At 66.5% G+C, this 18,353-nt stretch carries 21 protein-coding genes; 13 read left to right on the top strand and 8 right to left on the bottom strand.

Annotation, left to right across the window (positions count from 1 at the left end):
• Nucleotides 1–62 precede the first annotated feature (62 nt).
• The 7 genes from NGM06_RS17855 (at nt 63) to NGM06_RS17885 (ending at nt 4,484) form a co-directional block, all read left to right on the top strand.
• The gene (locus tag NGM06_RS17855; protein ID WP_163519891.1) at nt 63–404 is read left to right on the top strand and encodes a DNA-binding protein; all 342 of its coding nucleotides are present in this window, start codon (nt 63–65) and stop codon (nt 402–404) included.
• A gap of 2 nt (nt 405–406) precedes the next feature.
• Nucleotides 407–997: a DUF7411 family protein gene (locus NGM06_RS17860; protein WP_254268257.1), complete on the top strand. Its 591-nt coding sequence runs from the start codon at nt 407–409 to the stop codon at nt 995–997.
• Between the two features lie 98 nt (nt 998–1,095).
• On the top strand, nt 1,096–1,347 hold the full coding sequence (locus NGM06_RS17865) for a hypothetical protein (protein ID WP_254268258.1): 252 nt from the start codon (nt 1,096–1,098) through the stop codon (nt 1,345–1,347).
• A 120-nt stretch (nt 1,348–1,467) separates the two neighbouring features.
• On the top strand, nt 1,468–2,775 hold the full coding sequence (hisS, locus tag NGM06_RS17870) for a histidine--tRNA ligase (RefSeq protein WP_254268259.1): 1,308 nt from the start codon (nt 1,468–1,470) through the stop codon (nt 2,773–2,775).
• A gap of 46 nt (nt 2,776–2,821) precedes the next feature.
• Nucleotides 2,822–3,196 (top strand): SHOCT domain-containing protein, encoded by a 375-nt coding sequence (locus NGM06_RS17875; protein ID WP_254268260.1) that lies wholly within the window; start codon nt 2,822–2,824, stop codon nt 3,194–3,196.
• 223 nt (nt 3,197–3,419) lie between these two features.
• A complete protein-coding gene (gene truA, locus NGM06_RS17880) occupies nt 3,420–4,211 on the top strand; it encodes a tRNA pseudouridine(38-40) synthase TruA (RefSeq protein ID WP_254270052.1) in 792 nt (263 codons plus the stop codon).
• Between the two features lie 75 nt (nt 4,212–4,286).
• Nucleotides 4,287–4,484, top strand: coding sequence for a hypothetical protein (locus NGM06_RS17885; RefSeq protein WP_254268261.1), 198 nt, complete (start codon nt 4,287–4,289; stop codon nt 4,482–4,484).
• 9 nt (nt 4,485–4,493) lie between these two features.
• On the opposite strand, the gene NGM06_RS17890 is transcribed toward NGM06_RS17885, so the two are convergent.
• A complete protein-coding gene (locus NGM06_RS17890; RefSeq protein ID WP_254268262.1) occupies nt 4,494–5,834 on the bottom strand; it encodes a M28 family metallopeptidase in 1,341 nt (446 codons plus the stop codon).
• A 134-nt stretch (nt 5,835–5,968) separates the two neighbouring features.
• Between NGM06_RS17890 and pepF the strand changes: the two genes are divergently transcribed.
• The 3 genes from pepF to pan2 all read left to right on the top strand — a co-directional run bounded on the left by pepF (nt 5,969) and on the right by pan2 (nt 10,903).
• A complete protein-coding gene (gene pepF / locus NGM06_RS17895; RefSeq protein WP_254268263.1) occupies nt 5,969–7,762 on the top strand; it encodes an oligoendopeptidase F in 1,794 nt (597 codons plus the stop codon).
• A gap of 83 nt (nt 7,763–7,845) precedes the next feature.
• Entirely contained in the window at nt 7,846–9,555 is a 1,710-nt protein-coding gene (locus tag NGM06_RS17900; protein WP_254268264.1) for a methyl-accepting chemotaxis protein, read from the top strand.
• Nucleotides 9,556–9,664: 109 nt separating this feature from the next.
• A complete protein-coding gene (gene pan2 / locus NGM06_RS17905) occupies nt 9,665–10,903 on the top strand; it encodes a proteasome-activating nucleotidase Pan2 (protein ID WP_254268265.1) in 1,239 nt (412 codons plus the stop codon).
• Nucleotides 10,904–11,062: 159 nt separating this feature from the next.
• Here the strand turns inward: pan2 and NGM06_RS17910 are convergent, their stop codons facing one another.
• Nucleotides 11,063–11,338, bottom strand: coding sequence for a winged helix-turn-helix domain-containing protein (locus tag NGM06_RS17910; protein WP_254268266.1), 276 nt, complete (start codon nt 11,336–11,338; stop codon nt 11,063–11,065).
• A gap of 223 nt (nt 11,339–11,561) precedes the next feature.
• Between NGM06_RS17910 and NGM06_RS17915 the strand changes: the two genes are divergently transcribed.
• Nucleotides 11,562–13,004: an MATE family efflux transporter gene (locus NGM06_RS17915; protein WP_254268267.1), complete on the top strand. Its 1,443-nt coding sequence runs from the start codon at nt 11,562–11,564 to the stop codon at nt 13,002–13,004.
• A gap of 103 nt (nt 13,005–13,107) precedes the next feature.
• Here the strand turns inward: NGM06_RS17915 and NGM06_RS17920 are convergent, their stop codons facing one another.
• The 4 genes from NGM06_RS17920 to NGM06_RS17935 form a co-directional block, all read right to left on the bottom strand.
• Nucleotides 13,108–13,842, bottom strand: coding sequence for a DUF2270 domain-containing protein (locus tag NGM06_RS17920; protein WP_254268268.1), 735 nt, complete (start codon nt 13,840–13,842; stop codon nt 13,108–13,110).
• Between the two features lie 74 nt (nt 13,843–13,916).
• Entirely contained in the window at nt 13,917–15,254 is a 1,338-nt protein-coding gene (locus NGM06_RS17925) for a tRNA pseudouridine(54/55) synthase Pus10 (RefSeq protein ID WP_254268269.1), read from the bottom strand.
• A 36-nt stretch (nt 15,255–15,290) separates the two neighbouring features.
• Nucleotides 15,291–15,809: a PIN domain-containing protein gene (locus NGM06_RS17930; RefSeq protein ID WP_254268270.1), complete on the bottom strand. Its 519-nt coding sequence runs from the start codon at nt 15,807–15,809 to the stop codon at nt 15,291–15,293.
• The gene (locus tag NGM06_RS17935) at nt 15,806–16,096 is read right to left on the bottom strand and encodes a UPF0175 family protein (protein WP_254268271.1); all 291 of its coding nucleotides are present in this window, start codon (nt 16,094–16,096) and stop codon (nt 15,806–15,808) included. Before NGM06_RS17935 ends, NGM06_RS17930 begins: the two co-directional genes overlap by 4 nt.
• 129 nt (nt 16,097–16,225) lie before the next feature.
• Between NGM06_RS17935 and NGM06_RS17940 the strand changes: the two genes are divergently transcribed.
• Nucleotides 16,226–16,615 carry a DUF7383 domain-containing protein gene (locus NGM06_RS17940; protein WP_254268272.1) on the top strand — a complete coding sequence of 130 codons (390 nt, stop codon included), beginning with the start codon at nt 16,226–16,228 and terminating at the stop codon, nt 16,613–16,615.
• A 99-nt stretch (nt 16,616–16,714) separates the two neighbouring features.
• Complete coding sequence (locus NGM06_RS17945) at nt 16,715–17,179, top strand: nucleoside deaminase (RefSeq protein WP_254268273.1); 465 nt, start codon at nt 16,715–16,717, stop codon at nt 17,177–17,179.
• A 30-nt stretch (nt 17,180–17,209) separates the two neighbouring features.
• Here NGM06_RS17945 and NGM06_RS17950 read toward each other — a convergent pair whose 3' ends face one another.
• Entirely contained in the window at nt 17,210–17,932 is a 723-nt protein-coding gene (locus NGM06_RS17950; protein WP_254268274.1) for an ERCC4 domain-containing protein, read from the bottom strand.
• Between the two features lie 44 nt (nt 17,933–17,976).
• Nucleotides 17,977–18,285, bottom strand: a complete 309-nt coding sequence (locus tag NGM06_RS17955; RefSeq protein ID WP_254268275.1) for a DUF5789 family protein — start codon at nt 18,283–18,285, stop codon at nt 17,977–17,979.
• Nucleotides 18,286–18,353: the final 68 nt, after the last annotated feature.

Below are 18,353 nucleotides of genomic sequence, written 5' to 3' on the forward strand. Positions count from 1 at the left end.
CTCACCCAGCGTCGCCTCTCCGTAATCATTTTTGGCCGTGGGCGTTTACTACGACACAACACATGAGCGAACAGCCCGACGACGAGCGACTCGAAGAACTCCGCAAGCAGAAGATGGAAGAGATGCAGGAACAGGCCGACCAAGGCGAGGCCCAGGAACAGGCCCAACAGCAGGCCGACGCACAGAAGCAGGCGATGCTCCGCAAGCACCTCACCGACGGCGCGCGCAAGCGACTCAACTCCGTCCGGATGAGCAAGCCCGACTTCGCCGACCAAGTCGAGCGCCAGATTCTCGCGCTGGCCCAGAGCGGCCGCGTGAACGGTAAAATCGACGAGGACAAGATGAAGGAACTGCTCCGCGAACTCAAGCCCGACTCCAAGAGCTTCAACATCCGTCGTCGGTGAGGATGGACCTCGGGCTACTCTACAGCGGCGGGAAGGACTCGACGCTCGCCGCCCTCCTGCTCGACGATTTCTACGACGTGACGCTCGTCACCGCCACGTTCGGCGTCGCGGACGCGTGGGACCACGCCCGCCGGACCGCCGAGGAACTCGGCTTCGACTTCGAGACGGTCGAACTGGACGGCGACGTGGCCGGAGAAGCCGTCGAACAGATGGTCGAAGACGGCTACCCGCGCAACGGCATCCAGCAGGTCCACCTCCACGCGCTGGAGACGGTCGCCGAGATGGGGTTCGACGCGGTGGCCGACGGGACGCGCCGCGACGACCGAGTCCCGTCCGTCTCGCGCGCGCAGGCCCAGAGCCTCGAAGACCGCCACGGCGTCGAGTACATCGTCCCGCTGGCGGGGTTCGGAAGGGGCGCGGTCGATGCGCTGGTCGCGGAGACGCTCGACGTGACCGTCGGACCCAGCGAGGAGATTCCGAAGGCCGACTACGAAGACGAACTTCGCGCACTCTTGGCCCGGGAACACGGCGACGACGCCGTGGCAGAGGTGTTCCCCGACCACACCCAGACCTACGTCACGGGTTTCTCGTAACTGCGGAGTTCGCCCGTCGAACGGTATTTTACGGCACAGATGTGTACTGTGGTATTAGAAAATAGTTTATATATTTTATCTGTTGTATATGATGCACTATGAGAGCGATACAGAGTGCCATGGTCGTAGCGGTCCTCCTCGTAGCGACTGTCGGAATCGGGGCTGGCGCTCCGATAACGCAGTCGGTCACCGCCGACTCGGTCGTGACGTCGAACGACGTCGGTACGGACATGTGCCTCGCGCCCGCCAGCGGCGACGTGAGTACCCAGTGTGGCGGTGACAACGACTACGATAACGACGGTGACGGCGACTGCACGATGATTCTGGTCTGCGGCGAACCGCTCGGCTAGTGCCGAGTTCCCCCGCTGTTTTCGCGTCGGAACGGAACGCCGGTAACGCTCTGGAACCGGTGACGCGGTCTGCCGACGAGAAGTAAAAGCTTCAAGCGCGCGCTCGCCCAACGCACTCCCATGTACGACCGAATCAAGGGCTTCCGCGACTTCTACCCCGGCGAGATGGGCGCGCGTCGCGAGATGTTCGACATGCTCGAAGCGACCGCGCGCCAGTACGGCTTCCGGGAGATCGGGACGCCCGCGCTGGAGCGCACCCAGATGTACGTGGACAAGAGCGGCGAGGAGATCGTCGAGGAACTGTACAGCTTCGAGGACCAAGGCGGCCGCGACGTGGCGTTGACTCCCGAACTCACGCCGACGGTCGCTCGGATGGTCGTGGCGAAACAACAGGAACTCTCCAAGCCCATCAAGTGGTTCTCGACTCGTCCGTTCTGGCGCTACGAGGAACCCCAGCAGGGCCGCTTCCGGGAGTTTTACCAGACCAACGTCGACATCTTCGGCTCCTCGGACCCGGCGGCCGACGCCGAGGTCCTGTCGTACGCGGCCGACGCGCTGACCGGTCTCGGTCTCACGGGCGACGACTTCGAGTTCCGGGTGAGCCACCGTGACATCCTCGGCGGCCTGCTCGAAGCCTTCGACGCCGACGTGGACACCGCGGCGGCCATCCGCGCGGTAGACAAGAGCGCGAAGGTCGAGGACGAGGAGTACTACGGCCTGCTCTCGGACGCGGGCCTTTCCTATTCGCAGGCCGAGGAGTTCGACGACCTACTCGACACACCAGAGGAGGACCTGGACGAACTCGTCGCGTTCGCCGGGACCGAGCGCGTCGAAGAAGCGGTGACGAACCTCCAGAACGTCCTCGAAGCCACGGCCGACTTCGGCGCGCGCGAGTACTGCGACCTCTCGCTCCGGACCGCCCGGGGTCTCGACTACTACACTGGCGTCGTCTTCGAGTGCTTCGACGCGACCGGCGAGGTCAAGCGCTCGGTGTTCGGCGGCGGCCGGTACGACGACCTCATCGAGAGCTTCGGCGGCCAACCCACGCCCGCGGTCGGCGTCGCGCCCGGGGCCGCCCCGCTGTCGCTGCTCTGCCAGCGCGCTGGCGTCTGGCCGGACGAGGAACTCGCGACCGACTACTACGTCCTGCAGGTGGGCGACACTCGCGACGTGGCCGCCGAGGTCTCACGCGAACTTCGGGCCGAGGGCCACGTCGTGGAGACCGACGTGTCGGGCCGAAGCTTCGGTGCGCAACTCGACTACGCGGACTCCATCGGCGCGGAGACGGTGGTCATCGTCGGCGAACAGGACCTCGCCGACGGGAACGTGACCGTCAAGGACATGGACTCGGGCGAGCAGACGCAGGTCCCCGTGGACGACTTCCCGCCCGAAGACGTTGCCCGGCCGACCTACGAGGACTTCGAGTAGTTTCGCTTGTCCAAGGTTTTTGGGAGCCACCGTCATAGCTCCGGACATGGCCAACAGTTCTGTCACGTTCGAGAAGAAGCGACTGATCGCCGTGCTGTCGGTGCTGACGTTCGGTCTCACGGCCTTGTTCGCCGTCGTGGGATTGGAGTTCCTCGTCCCGACTATCTTCGTCCTCGGGTTCTTCATCGTCGTGCCGTTAGTCGCCCTGCTGGGCGACTCTCTCCCGATGGTCGAGACCGACGCAGAGGGCGTCGAAGTCGAACGGGAGACGACTCCCGACGACCCGGTAGAGCAACTGCGAGCGCGCTACGCGCGCGGCGAACTGACCGACGCGGAGTTCGAGCGGCGTCTCGAACGACTGTTAGAGACCGAGGACGTCGAGGCGGCGGGGTCGAGAGAGCGCGTGTTCGACCGGGAGTGAGCAGTTCCGAGAGCGACGGCTGGCGGAGTGGCGAACAGACGACACCGACGACCCGCGGAGAGACGTGCCGTACTATCGCAGACCGCTCCGCGGCGGCTCTCAGGTCACGTGACGGATTGGTCCCGTTCTGGTACGTAAACTCTCGCGGGGACGGCGACAGCGGTTCGCAGTCACCGCCGTCGCTCCTGTCGGTTTAAATACCTCGGTGACGGAACACGGGATGATGCGAGCGTTCCGGGTGGCGTACGACGGCCGTCCGTTCCACGGGTTCCAGCGCCAGCCGGACGTGCCGACGGTCGAGGACGCGATTTTCGACGCCGCGAACGCCCTCGACGTGGCCGAGGGCAAACCTGCGGGGTACGCGGCGGCCGGACGCACCGACGCCGGGGTGTCGGCGGTGGCTCAGACCGTCGCCTTCGAGTGCCCCGACTGGCTGACACCGGCCGCGCTGAACAGCGAACTCCCGGGGAGCGTCCGGGCGTGGGCGAGCGCCGACGCGCCCGCCGACTTCCACGCGACGCACCACGCCGAGTTCCGCGAGTACGTCTATCACTGCTACGCGCCCGACGCAGACCTCTCTCGGGCCGAGCGCGCGCTCTCGCGTCTCTCGGGCGAGAACGACTTCCACAACCTCACGCCCGACGACGAGAACACGGTACGGGAGTTACGGGGTGACGTGCGTCGGGACGCGGAGTATCTGGTCTTCACCCTGCGCGCTGGCGGGTTCGTCCGCGAGATGGTCCGTCGCGTGGTCTCGCTGGTTCGAGCGGTGGCGACCGGGGACGCGGAGTTGGCGAAAGTCGAGCGCGTGCTAGGACCCGAGCGAATCGACGGTCCGGCGGGCGTCGCGCCCGCCCCGGCGTACCCCCTCGTGCTGGCCGACGTGGGGTATCCGTCGTTGGAGTTCTCGACCGACGAGACGGCCGCCGCGAGCGCCCGCGAGGTGTTCGAGTCGCTGCGCGAAGAACGAGCGACCGGGGCGCGAGTTGCGAGCGAGATAACGCGACGACTGTAGCCCTCGGGGGCGGGATGCGAACCGTCGAATCGGCGGTCGGCGTCGGCGAACTCGTTCGACGCCAAACCTATTGCCGTGCGCGTCGAACCGGCGACGATGGTCGAGTGCGAGATGGACTTGGAGTGCGACCGACTCGCCACGCGCAGACTCCGCATCGAGTACCCCTGCGGGGAGACCTGCGAGGAGTACTACTGCGACGACCACACCACAACCGTCGCGGAGGACTTCGACTTGAACGAGGTCGAAATCGTCGAGACCGAATCGCTGCTGTGAGGTCCTCCCCTACTGCCAGTCCTCCGGCCAGATTCCGGCGGCCTTCATCCCCTCCTCGTAGTCGCCCGACCGCAGGTTCCCCGCGACCGACTCCGCGCTCGGTCGGGGCACCTCGTCGGTCGCCGCGAGTTCCCGGACTAGCAGAGCGGTCAGCACGGCGTGTTCCCGAAGATTCCGGTCGTCCACCTTGTCGCGGGTGTCGGCGTGAGTGTGACCCCACCCTCGTCCGCGCTCGCGCGCCGCGGCGGTTTCGGCCGCGCGCTCGCTGTGGAGTTGGAGCGCGGGCACGCCCCGCTTGAGGAACGGCCAGTGGTCGCTGAAGGGATGGACCTGCTCGCGCACCGCGACGGGTTGGTTCGCCGCCTCCGACACCGACTCCACGACCGCTTCCATCGTCTCGGAACCGTGGGTGTGCGCGCGGAGGTTTCGGAACCGGCCCGCGCCGTCCACGTTCACGACCGCCCGGACCGAATCGAGGTCGAGTCGCTCCGCGAGGGCGTCCGCGCCGAGCAGGCCGACCTCCTCGCAACCGACGCCCGCGACCCGGACCCGCAGGTCGAGGTCCATCTCGGCGAGCAGGTGGGCCGCCGCGACGACCACGGTGATGCCGCACCCGTTGTCGAGCGCGCCCTCGGCGATGTCGTGGGCGTCGTGGTGGCCGACGACGAGGATTTCGTCGTCCGTGTCGGGACCCAACTGCCCGTGGGTGTTGTGGCTGGTTCCGGGCGTCGTCTCGGCGTCCACGCGGAGCGCGGCGCGAGCGTCTCGCTCGGCGTAGTCGGTCAGCCAATCGCCGGTCTCCAAACTCACGCCGACGCCGGGAATCGCGGCCTCCCTGTCGAACCGGAGCGACCCGGTCGGGGGCAGTTGGCCGGGCTTGTGATTCCGGAAGACGAACGCCGCCGCGCCCGCCGCCGCGGCGTGACCGAACTTCTCCATCCGGTGGATGAACCGCGACCCTTTGGGCGTGGTCGTGGACGCGACCACGACGTTCCCCTCCACGTCCACCTCGTCGAGTTCCGCTGGCGTGCCGTGGCCCGCGTCCACGAGTTTCCCCCGGACCTCGCCCGGCGGCGAGTAGGGGAGCGCGATGGTCTCGAACGACCGCTCGACCGGGTCCGTCACCGCGAGTTCGGCGTCGCCCCGCGACCATCGGTTCATCTCGAACGACTCGACGGTGACCTCGCGTGCGCCCGCTCGCTCGAACCCCTCGCCGACGAGTTCGGCCGCCCTGCGCTCGCCCGGCGAACCGCCCATCCGGTCGCCGATTTCGGTCAACCTCGTGACGAACTCCCACGGGTAGTCGTCGGTCCACGCCTCGCCCACCGCGGCCGCGGTTTCGGCGTCCATGGCCGACGTTGCATCGCGGACCGCCAAAAGTCCACGCCCCGAAACGAACGCGCGGGGTCGGCGTCGTCGCCGTTTTCCGGAAGCCAACTTCCGAATGACAAAGGCTTACAGTCGGTCTTTCCTAACCAGACGATATGAGTTCAGTTCCCGAACGGTCGGAGATAGACACCGAGTACAAGTGGGACTTGGAGAGCATCTACGCGACCGACGAGGAGTGGGAGCGGGCCTACGAGGAAGTCGAGGAGCGCCTCGACGAACTCTCGGCCTACGAGGGACGCGCCACCGAGGACGGCGAGACGCTGCTGGAGGTCCTCGAACTCCGCGACGAGATTCTGCGGCAGGCCAACACGGTCGTCGTCTACGCCCGGATGCGGAAGGACGAGAACACCGCCGACCAGCAGTATCAGGCGCTGTCGTCTCGCGCGATGTCGCTGGCCTCGCAGGCCGACAGCGCGAGTAGCTTCGTCGAACCCGAGATTCAGGACCTCGACGAGGACGAACTCGACCGGATGATAGCGGGGACCGACGGACTCGAAACCTACGACCACTACCTCCGCGACGTTCTCCGGGTCGCCGACCACACCCGCTCGGCCGAAGTCGAGAACGTGCTAGCGGAACTGGGCGAAGTCACGGGCGCGTCGGGCGACATCTACAACATGCTGATGAACTCCGACATGGAGTTCCCCACCGTCGAGAAGCCCGACGGCGACGCGGTCGAAATCACCCAGAGCAACTTCACGAAACTCCTGAAGAATCAGGACCGGGAGTTCCGCCGGACCGTCTACGAGGGCTTCTTCGACGAACTCGGCGAGTTCCACAACACCATCGGTACGGCGTACAAGCAGTCTGTGAAGGCCGACGTCCGCCTCGCGCAGATTCACGACTACGACACCGCCCGCGAGGCCGCACTCGACGGACCCAACGTCCCGGTCGAGGTGTACGACAACCTCGTGGACACGGTCCGGGACAACCTCGACAAACTCCACCGTCACGCCGAACTCAAGCGCGAGAGTCTGGGCGTGGACGAACTCCGGATGTGGGACCTCTACATGCCCATGACCGAGACCGAGACGCCGGACTTGGAGTACGAACAGGCCCGCGAGTACGTCGTGGAGGCGCTCGGTGCGCTCGGCGAGGACTATCAGAACCGGGTCGCCGAGGGGTTCGACTCGCGATGGGTGGACGTGTACGAGACCGAGAACAAGCGGTCCGGCGCGTACAGTAGCGGGACCTACGACACCCAGCCGTTCATCCTGATGAACTGGCAGGACGACATCTCCTCGATGTTCACGCTGGCCCACGAACTCGGCCACTCGCTCCACAGCCAACTCTCCAGCGAGACCCAACCGTACGTCTACAGCGACTACGAGATTTTCGTGGCCGAAGTCGCCAGCACGGTCAACGAGAGCCTGCTGACCCGCCACCTGCTCGACACCGTCGAGGACCCCGAGTTCCGCCGACACGTCCTCAACGAGTATCTCGAGCGGTTCCGCTCGACGCTCTTCCGCCAGACGCTGTTCGCGGACTTCGAGCATCAGGCCCACCGTCTGGTCGAGGAGGGCGAGGCGCTCACCCCGGACGCGGCCGACGAAATCTACGGCGACCTCAAGGCGGAGTTCTACGAACCGGCGGTCGTGGACGACCGCATCGCCCGCGAGTGGTCGCGCATCCCGCACTTCTTCAACTACAGCTACTACGTCTACCAGTACAGCACCGGCATCAGCGCCGCCGTCGCGCTCGCCGACGAGATTCTCGAATCCGACGGCGACGCGGCCGCCGACTACCTCGAGTTCCTCCGGAGCGGGTCGAGAGGCTACCCGCTCGAACTCCTCGAAACCGCGGGCGTGGACATGTCTTCGCCCGAACCCATCCAGCGCGCGCTCGGCGTGTACGACGACCACCTCGACGAGATGGAATCGCTGCTCTGAGTCGGCCGTCCGGACATGCACTCGTTTTCATTTTTTGAAAACGCGCATTCTGGTTTATGTAACGAACGTGTGAACGGCGGTGCATGGGACGTCAACTTCTCGCCAAATACGAGAACGCGCTGTGGTGGTCGATGGACCGCCTCGGCGTGAGCGAGTCGGTCGAGCGCAAGGTACTGGCCGCGGTCGGTATCCAGTTCGTGATCTCTATCGGGCAGGCCGTCCTCCCTTCGTCGTTCACCGGCCCGGTCCGAACTGGTCTCACGGTCGGTCTACTGGCGGCGGCGGCTATCGCGTTCGCCAACACCGTGCTCGTCGTCCGCCGGGACATCACCGAACCCATCGCGGCGCTCGACCGAGTGGCCGACGCCATCGCGGACGGCGACCTCGACGCGTCGGTTCCGCCGTCCGAACGGGACGACGAGATCGGTCGCCTCGTCGCTTCCTTCGGGGAGATGCGGGCCTATCTCGGGGTCGTCGCCGAGCAGGCCGCCGCGCTCTCCCGGCACGAGTTCGACGACCCCGTACTGGACGAGGAGGTCCCCGGCGAGTTCGGCGCGTCGCTCGACCGGATGGCCGAGAATCTACGGACCTACACTGCGGACTTGGAAGCGACGACCGACGAACTGGAGGCGACGACCGCCGACCTCGAACGCCGGTCGCAGAATCTCCGCCGACTCGTGACCGCGTTCGGAGCGGCCGCCGAGCGCGCGGAGGGCGGCGACCTGACCGCGACCATCGATTCGGGCGTCGCCGAGACCGACCTCCACGAGGAGGTCGTGGACAACTACAACGCCCTCCTCTCGACGCTCGCGGACGCGGTGGGGGAACTCGCAGCGTTCGCTGACGACGTGGCGACCGCCAGCGAGGCGACCGACACCGACCTCCGGGAGGTCAGCGAGGCGAGCGACGAGGTCGCAGCGGCGGTCGGCGAGATTTCGGAGGGTGCGACCCGCCAGACCACCAGACTCAACGAGGCGGCTGCCGAGATGAACACCCTCTCGGCGACGGTCGAGGAAATCGCGGCGTCGGCCGACGAGGTAGCCGAGACAGCCCGAACCGCCACCCAGCGGGCACGGTCGGGCCGCGAGACCGCCCGGGAGGCCGCCGAGGAACTCGACCGAGTGGAGAACGGTATCGACCGGACCGCCGAGGCGGTCGAGGAGTTAGCGGCGGACATCGGCGAAATCGACGAGGTGGTCTCGTTCATCGACGAGGTGGCGACTCAGACCAACCTGCTGGCGCTGAACGCTTCTGTCGAGGCCGCCCGTGCGGGCGAACACGGTGACGGCTTCGGTGTGGTCGCCGACGAAATCAAGACCCTCGCGACGGAGACGAGCGAGGCCGCCGACGAAATCACTGAGCGAATCGAGGGGATTCAGACCGACTCCGAACAGACCCTCGCGGACGTCCGCGAGACCCACGAGCAGGTCACCAACGGCGTCGAGACGGTCGAGGCGGCGCTGGACGACTTCGAGGACATCGCGGACGTGGTGGGCGACGTGGACGCGAGCGTTCGGGAAATCAGCGACGCCACCGACCAACAGGCCGAGTCGGCCGAGGACGTGGTGGCGATGGTCGAGGAGGTCGCGGCCATCAGCGAGGAGACGGCCGCGGAGTCCGAAACTGCGGCGACGGCGACCGAACAGCAGGCCAACTCGCTCTCGGAAGTCGCCGAGCGGATGGCCTCGCTGTCCTCGACGGCCGACGAACTCGACGCCCTCCTCGGCGAGTTCCGGCTTTCCGAGTCCACCGACGGTAGTCGGTCGGCGCGTCGTCTGGCCGGTTCTGACTGACCGCGATGAGTGACCGTTTCGAGAGGGTTCTGCGAAACGTTTTTTCGTGGGAGAACCTCCGAGACCCAAAGGCACTTTTAAGCCGGTGGCCTAAGGGTGAGTAACAACGATGTCGCGCAGCCCACCCCTCCCAGACCAACCGACACTCGAACTCGACCCCGAGATGACCGACAGGGAACGGCTCTCGGCGCTCCGCGAACACTTCGCCGAAATCGTGGACGTGAACGCCACGCTGGAGGAGCGCCTCGACGACGCGCGCGAGCGGCGCGCCGACCTGCGCGAGGAAGTCGATAGACTCGAACGCGAGAACGAGACCCTGAAGACCACGTCGCTGTACGTCGCCACCGCCGAGGAACTGACCGACGACGGCATCATCATCAAACAGCACGGCAACAATCAGGAGGTCGTGACCGAAGTCTCGCCCAGACTCCGCGAGGAGATAGAGTCGGGCGACCGCGTCGCCGTCAACGACTCCTTCACGGTCCAGACCGTCCTCGAAGCCGAGAAAGACGCGCGCGCGCAGGCCATGGAGGTAGACGAGTCGCCGGACGTGACCTACGACCAGATCGGCGGCCTCGAAGAGCAGACCCGCGAGGTCCGGGAGGCGGTCGAACAACCGCTGGAGAACCCCGAGCAGTTCGAGACGGTCGGCATCGAACCGCCGAGCGGCGTCCTGCTCCACGGCCCGCCGGGGACCGGCAAGACGATGCTCGCGAAGGCCGTCGCCAACCAGACCGACGCCACCTTCATCAAGATGGCCGGGTCGGAACTCGTCCAGAAGTTCATCGGCGAGGGCGCGAAACTAGTCCGTGACCTCTTCGAACTGGCTAGCCAGCGAGAACCCGCCATCGTCTTCATCGACGAAATCGACGCGGTCGCCTCCAAGCGCACCGACTCGAAGACCTCGGGCGACGCCGAGGTCCAGCGCACGATGATGCAACTGCTCAGCGAGATGGACGGCTTCGAGGACCGCGGCGAGATTCGCATCATGGCCGCGACCAACCGCTTCGACATGCTCGACCGCGCCATCCTCCGGCCCGGCCGGTTCGACCGCCTCATCGAGGTGCCCCACCCCGACGAGGAGGCCCGGCGCAAGATTCTGGACATCCACACCCGCGACATGAAAATCGCCGACGACGTGGACTTCGACGCGCTCGCCGAGCGGACCGAGGGCAAGAGCGGCGCGGACATCGAGAGTCTCACGACCGAGGCGGGCATGTTCGCCATCCGCGACGGTCGGACCGAGGTCCAGCAGTCGGACTTCACGGACGCCCTCGAGAAGATGGAGCAGGACGACGACGAGACCGGAATCGTCACCGAAGGGTCGCTCCCGAGCTACGCCTACTGAACTCCCCGCGTTTTCGCGCGTTTCTCCGCCTCTCGCCGCTACGCCGTGACCTGCGGGACTCGCGGCACCGGAACCACGACGGTGAGACCGATGCGGACGACTCGCGCGACCGTCAGTCGTATCGTAGCACTGCCGTCGAACGAAACGACCCCGAGGAAGCTACTCGCCGTCCAGAGTGCCCGCGTCGAACTCGCCGTCGAGGTACCGCTCGCCGACGTCCGTGATGCTGTAGGTGCCCCCGCCGACGTTCTCCAGCAAACCGCGGTCGGCGAGCGCGCGACAGCGCATCCCGAGGTGGTTGGTGGAGTAGGTGAGGTCCTCGCCGACGTCGGCCAGTCGGTCGCGGATGGCCGACGGCGGGAAGTTACCGCGTTCGCTCAGAAATTCGAGGATTCGCTCGTCGGCTTGCGTCAGCCAATCGGCGTGCATTCGCATAGTCGGCCGTAATTTCGACGACGAAGACCGTATAGCTACTCATTTCGCCAACGTAGAGGTTTGTCTGGCACGTGAGGAGGACCGTCTCCCGAATATGGACGTGTGTCTCCATCGGGCGACGGTTCCGTCCCGTCCAAGTGGTGACGGGCGCGTCGGCACGTCCTCTCCTCGGTGCGTCACGTATAGAAAATACTTTACTTTCGTTTCGAAATACACACGCAACGTGGTACGCTTCCCGAACCCCGTCAGACTGCTCATCCTCGGCGTCGGTCTGGCGCTCGCGCGCGCCGGTCTCGTCGACCCGGAGCGCGTCCGCCGGACCACGGACCTCGCGTGGCCGCGCATCGTCACCGGACTCGCGCGCATGTCGAAGAACGCCGTGGACGTGGCGATGGTCGGGGTGGCAATCGGCCCCGTCGCCATCGCGGGCATCGGCTTCGCCAGTCCCTACTGGGGCATCGCGTTCTCGCTCGGGGGCGGCATCGCCGCCGGGACCATCGCGCTCGTCTCCCAGCGCTTCGGCGCGGAGGCCTACGACGAACTCGGCGTGGCGGTCCGTGCCAGCGCCGTCGTGGTCCTCGCCATCTCGCTCCCCGTCACCGCCGCCTTCTGGCTGTTTCCGGCCGAACTCATCTCGGTCATGACCGACGACGCCCGCGCCGTCGAACTCGGCGCGGCGTACCTCCGTGTGGTCGCGCTCGGCGTCCCGTTCGCGGGTCTCAACCTCGTCGGCAGTCGCATCTACATCGGCGCCGACGACGCGTGGACGCCGATGCTGGTCCGGGGCGGCGGTGCGGTCTCGAACATCGCGTTCAGCGGCGTCCTCATCTTCGGACTCGACTTGGGCGTGGTCGGCGCGGCCCTCGGGACCGTGCTGGCGAACGTCCTCGTGACCGCCGCGTTCGCCGGTGGTCTCGTCTTCGGGCGACTCCCGGGCGTCGGTGGTCTCCCCGTGCGAGTGAGTCCGTTCGGTACGTACCTCGACCGGGAGACGATAGTCGACGTCGTCCGCATCGGTCTCCCGGTCGTGGGTCGCAACGGCGTCTGGACCGTCGCCAAGTTCCCCATGCTGGCCATCGTCGGCCTGTTCGGCCCGACGGTCGTGGCCGCGTACGTCATCGCCCGGCGCATCTGGGGACTGATGAACACGCCCGGTTGGGGGTTCGGACTCGCGTCCAGCAGCCTCGTCGGTCAGGAACTCGGCGGCGGCGACGAGCGCGCCGCCGAAGTGTACGCCCGCGACATCGTCGTCTTCTCGGTCGCGACCTACGTGGTCGCGGCCCTCCTCGTCGGCGCGTTCGCCGACCCGATAGTCCGCCTGTTCGTCGGCGACGCGGGCGAGACCACGGTCCCGGTCGCGGTGGCGCTGGTCTACGCGGCCTGCGTCGCGGCCGTCGCGCAGGGCGTCAAGTCGGGGACGGTCGGCCCGCTCGACGCCAGCGGCGACACCCGGTGGCCGTTCTACAGTCAGGTCGTCGGCATGTTCGGCGTCGCCATCCCGGTCGCGTACCTCGGGGCCACCACGTCGCTCGGACTCGTCGGTCTCTATCTCTCGTTCGTGGCCGAGACCACGGTCCCGGCGGTCATCAACTACTATCGGTTCTCGACGGGCAAGTGGAAGGCCATCAGTCGGGAGTTCCGACCGGGCACGCCCGCCGACGACTGAGGTCGGCGGCTACTCTCTGTCTCTCGGTCTGACGATTCTCTCGTCCAGCCGTCACCTCCTCCCCGTCAGCGGTTCCTCCGAAAGCGGCGTCCGCGCTCCTGTGTTACTCCTTCCACGGGTCGGTCTGCTCGCGCTCGTGGAACTCGCCGCCGCCGCGCTGGACGACGCCGTAGACCACCGCGGCCGTCGCCGCGAGGTAGAAGACGGCGACTCCAGCGACGACCGCCGACCCCGGAACGCCGAAGACGCCCGCGGTCTCTCGCCACGTCTGCTTCGGTTGGAACACCGTGACGCGCGCGACCCACGCCGCCAGCAGCACGAGCAGGAGCGGATAGTAGATTCGGCGGAGCCGCCGCGAGAGCGCGGTGAACGGTCGGGTCTTCACCGCGGGGTCAAGCAGGTCCTCGCTGATGCGCCGCCGCCAGTCGTCGTGCGTGAGGTCCGTCTCGGGGTCGAACATCTCCGCGAACAGGTTCTGCTCCAACAGGCGAACGCGCTCGCGCCACACGTCGTAGGCCCGGTAACGCCGCGTCTCCACCGCGAGGAACACCACCATCGCGCCCATCCCGATGAGCAGGATGTAGTGGGGGTTGCCCGGACTGGAGAACACCCACGTCAGCAGGGCGGCGATGATGGTGACCGCCCAGTAGGAGGTCTGGTCGAGTCGCCCCCGCCACGTGGTCACTCGGTCCATCTGGCCCCGGTAGAAGTGCCCCAGCAGCGAGATGGCGTCCGAGGGATCCTCGGCGAACTCTCCGCCGATGTTCTCGTCGGGCGTTCGCTCCTCGTCGCTCTCGTCCGAGCGGTCTCCCCCAGTCGCGTCTCCCGAACCCCCCATATTCGGCGGTACGGCGCTCCGTTACCTACGGCTTGTGGCAGTCCCCGACGACTCGCGCCGACCCCTCGAACTGCCTACACCGACTCCTTCAGATACTCGGGGTCGGCGAACGCCTCGTCCTCGCCCTCCACGGCCAGCACGTCCAGCGCCGTCACCTCCGCGCCGACGCCGAGCAGACCCGCGAGACTCGGCGTGGTCCGGCCTTCGTCGCCCGAGACCAGTTCCTTGACGTAGAGTCCGCCCTCGCCGTGGACTTCGAGTTCGGCGCGTCGCTCGTCTTCGAGGTGGCCATCGACGTCGTAGACGGTCCGAGTCCGGGTGATACTCGCCCGGCGGTGGTCCACGCGCTGGGGCGTGTCCTGCTCGACCGTCGTTCCCCGAAGCTCTCCGATGGCCTCTTCGAGGGCCTGCTCGGTCACGTCGTCGTCGAACGTCACGTCCATCCGGTAGGTCTTGCTCGCGTCGAGTTCCTTCACGCGCTCGACCATCTCGTGGGTCGCCAGCGCGAGGTCGGTGACCTCCGCCTTCCCGTCGGCGAATTCGTTGATTTCGTCCTCCAGCGCGTCGGTGTCCACGTCGCGCTCGCGGGGTCGCTTGACCTCGATGACGAACGGTCGGCCCGTGTCGAGCATCAGGGCGTCCACGTCCTCGCGGCCCGCGCCGTGGAAGAGGGCCTCGTCGCCGTCCATCGCGTCGAGGACTGGCGGCGTGGTCAACTCCTCGACGCTCTCCTCGTAGAGGTAGCCCGACCCGCCGCAGTGGTCGCAGGGTTCCTCGCCGCCGCCCTCCGCGAGTTGCTTGCCCGAACCACCGCACTCGCGGCAGGGCCACTCGGTCTGCGGGATGTCGCGTTCCAGTTTCCGGTACCGGCCGTAGACGAACGCCGAGTTTATCTGGACCTCGACCGCGTGGTCGGAGATGTCTCCGTCCTCGCTCGCTCGCGGCGCGCCCTCGACGTTGAGCAGGGCCAGCACGTCGGGGCGCTCGAAGTCCACCTCCGTCCCCGTCAGTCGGCCGACGCGCTTGCCGACTTCGCGGTTGAACTCCGACTTGAACGACTCGCCCGCGTCGTCGGGCAGGTCGGCGGACTCCCTGAGCAGGGCCTCGTTCTCCTCGACGAGCGGCGGCGTTCGCGTCCCGACCTGATAGGTTTCGAAGTTCCAGCCCTCCAGCGACTCGGCGACTTTCTCTGCCCACTCGTCGAACCGCTGGCTCTCGCCCTCGCAGACCCAGCACTCCTCGTCTTCGGGTTCGTAGGGGTCGTCGTCCTCCAGTGCGGCCGCGATTCTGAGCGACCGGCCGCGCTCGTCGTTCGTCAGCCCGAAACTCCGGTCGGCGAAGCACCGGCCCAGACAGGCGTCGCAGACCGGGCCGTTCTCGGCGACTCGGCGGGCGTCTTCGAGGATGGACATGGTAGAACGGTGGCGACGCGGCGGTTTACGGGTTTCTCATTCCGACTGCAGTTCGTCGAGTTTGCGGACAATACTCGAATAGAGGTTCGTCGAACAGTGCCATCCGGCGGTGACCATCGTGTCGATGGTCTCTCTGGCCTCGTCGGCGGGAAGGTCGCCACCTTTTACTAACGAAAGCAAGAGGTAGGCCGTTCCACGGGTCTCGATGTTCTCTATCTCGGCGATGTCCCGACCGTGTTTCTCGTCCATGACGGCTGTTCCATCGACTTCCTCCGCGAGCAGCATCACCGCCGTATCTGCCGGAGTGAGATTCGTCTCTCTCAGAAGTCGGTCGAATCGTTCGTCCCTTTCGAACGTTCGCTGTTCGAATAGACTGTCCCGATAGCGTTCGTTGATGCGTTTCGCGTCGGGATATCCCTCTTCCATTCCATCGCCGACGACCTCTTTGTAGACCCGTCCGGGAATAACGAGTCGGCGCTCTGCTCTCGCCAATACGTCGAGCCTGTCCGCTTTTCCGAGGTAGATGAGGGGAGTAGCGTCGAAGACCAGCGTCATAGGTCATCGAGGTCGGATTCGAGATGGTCCTCAGAGACCCACATCACGTTCCGGTCTTTCGCTAACGCCGCGAACTCCCAAACGCTCATATCTGCCATCGCGGCGGCACCCGAAAGCGTCGTTTCGCCTGCTTCGAGTCTCTTCAGTGCCTTCTCCCTTTGCCAGTCGCCGAGACCCTCCGTGAGGAGTTTCCGAACGGCAGTGCTCTTATCGAGGTTCTCCTCCTCGATGTACGACTTCAAGTCCTCTTCCAAGTCGTCCGGAATGCGAGACGAAATCGTGCCCATGAAGTATACAATGTATGCAATGAATACAAAACTTCCGGCGACGTACGGTAGTGTTCCACTTCGGGACCCACGAGATGATGGTTTCACTGAGGCCCCCACGAATTTGAGGGCGCGCGTCGTGGACGACCCATGGCCTACCGCGCTAACTACGCGCAGGTGAACGTGAGCGCCCACCTCGGACCGACGGAGGGGGCGCTGGACGTTCCGTGGGCAGAGTACGTCGGCGACGCCACCGCCGAGTTCCAGTTCACGGTCCCGACCGACCGGGCGAGCGACCCCTACGTCGGCCTGCAGGCGTTCCGAGTGGGGGAGTTCGGCCACGAAATCCGAATCAACGGTGGGTCGCTCGGCGGGTTCGACGTGCCGCCCGCCGACGGATGGCAGTACTGGGAGGACGCGATTACCGACGCGCAACTACAGGAGGGCACGAACACCCTGCGGGTTCACCGCGACCCGACCACCGACGACAGTTTCGCGGTGAACAACGTCACTGTCCACTGGCGCGAACCCGTGGAGTAGCACGGCCCTCCGTACGTCGTCGGCTCTCCCCGTCGATTTCCCTCCCGAGAGAACCCGGTGAGGAGTAGAACTACGTGGTCGCGGACTCAGTACACGGACGTGCCCGATTCGACCTTCGACGACTTCGACCACGACTCGCACATGCGCAGGGCGTTCGCGCTCGCTCGCGAGGCGGCCGACCGCGGTGACCGACCGTTCGGTAGCGTCCTCGTCCGCGAAGACACGGTCGTCATGGCCGACTCGAACCGCGTCGTCACGGAGAACGACATCCGCCGTCACCCCGAACTCCACCTCGCGTACCGGGCCTGTCGGGAACTCGACCCCGAAGAACGCGCCGAGACCGTCATGTACACCAGCACGGAACCGTGTCCGATGTGCGCCACCGGGATGACCAACGCCGGGTTCGGACGGGTCGTCTACAGCGTCGGTAGCGACGAGATCGCGGCGTTCACCGGCGGCGAACCGCCGATACGCTCGGCGGAGATTCTCGACGGCGTCAGTGAGGTCGTCGGTCCCGTCCTGAACGACGAGGGTCGTCAGATTCACCGCGAGTTCGACTGGTGAATCCGGACTCTGCCACCACGGTCTCCGTGCTCACTCGTCGCGCTCGCCTCTGAGCGTCTCGAAAATCGCCGCCGCGCGCTTCTCGCCGACGCCCTCCACCTCGCGCAGGTCCGCGGGCGTCGCCGCCAACAGCGCCTCGACCGAGGGGAACCGCTCGTAGAGCGCGTCGGCGGTCTGCGGGCCGACGCCCTCGATGACGCCGAACAGACGCTTGGTCGTCGGCGCGGCGTACCCCGTCACGGTTCCGCCCGAGAGCGGCCGGGGAGACGCCTCCTCGCCGTGCTTGCGGAGCAGGCGTATCGCCACGTCCACCAGCCGTTGGCGGTCCGAACAGGGGATGACGGGCGTGTCGTGGCGGGCCGCGAACGAGGCCATCGTGCCGTGGACCGCGGCGCTGCTCAGTCCGGGTCTGCGCGCGCCGACGTCCGAGAGGTCGCCCTCCAGTAAGATGTACGCGTGGTCGTAGGCGTCGGCCATCTTCTCGACCTGTTCGCGGAGGTCGGTGCCGGTCGTCCCGAGTGCGGAACTCACGTAGTCGTCCACCGTCTTGCGCTCGATGCCGACGCTCCCGGCGACCCGGCGCTCGGCACCGCCGGAGTCGGGCGAATCGGAGGGCGTCCCGAACGCATCGACGGCGGCGATGTCGGCCGCCGGGAGTCGTCGCACTTCGACCGCGTCCACGTCGTCGTGGGCCTCGATCACCCGGCGCAGTCCCGCGGGTTCCCTGTCGTCGAGTGCGACCGTGAGCGTCATCGAAAACGAGTACGGCGGCGGTGCGTATCAGGGTCTCGACTCGCTCAGAACGACTCGCTGCGATTGGTGTACTCGTCGGCGCCGAGCACCGGCGGGTCGCGGTCGCTGTAGCGCTGGCGGCCGACGGCCTGCGTACCGACGCCGGTCAGGATGGCCGTCCGTGCCTCTTCGGGCGTCCGGTAGGTGTCGGGCGAGACTCTGCCGAGAATCTCCCGCAGCGTCTCGCTCCCGTCCGGGTAGGAGACTATCAAGTCGCCGAACTCGTCGATGAGGTCGTCGGCACTGATGGGGTATCTGTCCTCGTCGAGCAGTTCGTCGCTGTCGTCGATTCGGTCCAGAAGGTAGCGTTTCATCGACCCTATATCCTTCACGGATGTTCATGCCTCTTCTGGCCCAACCTCTCCGCCCTCTGGTGTTTTCG

Origin of the sequence: Halorussus aquaticus, from assembly GCF_024218795.1 — an archaeon.
Lineage (GTDB): Archaea > Halobacteriota > Halobacteria > Halobacteriales > Haladaptataceae > Halorussus > Halorussus aquaticus.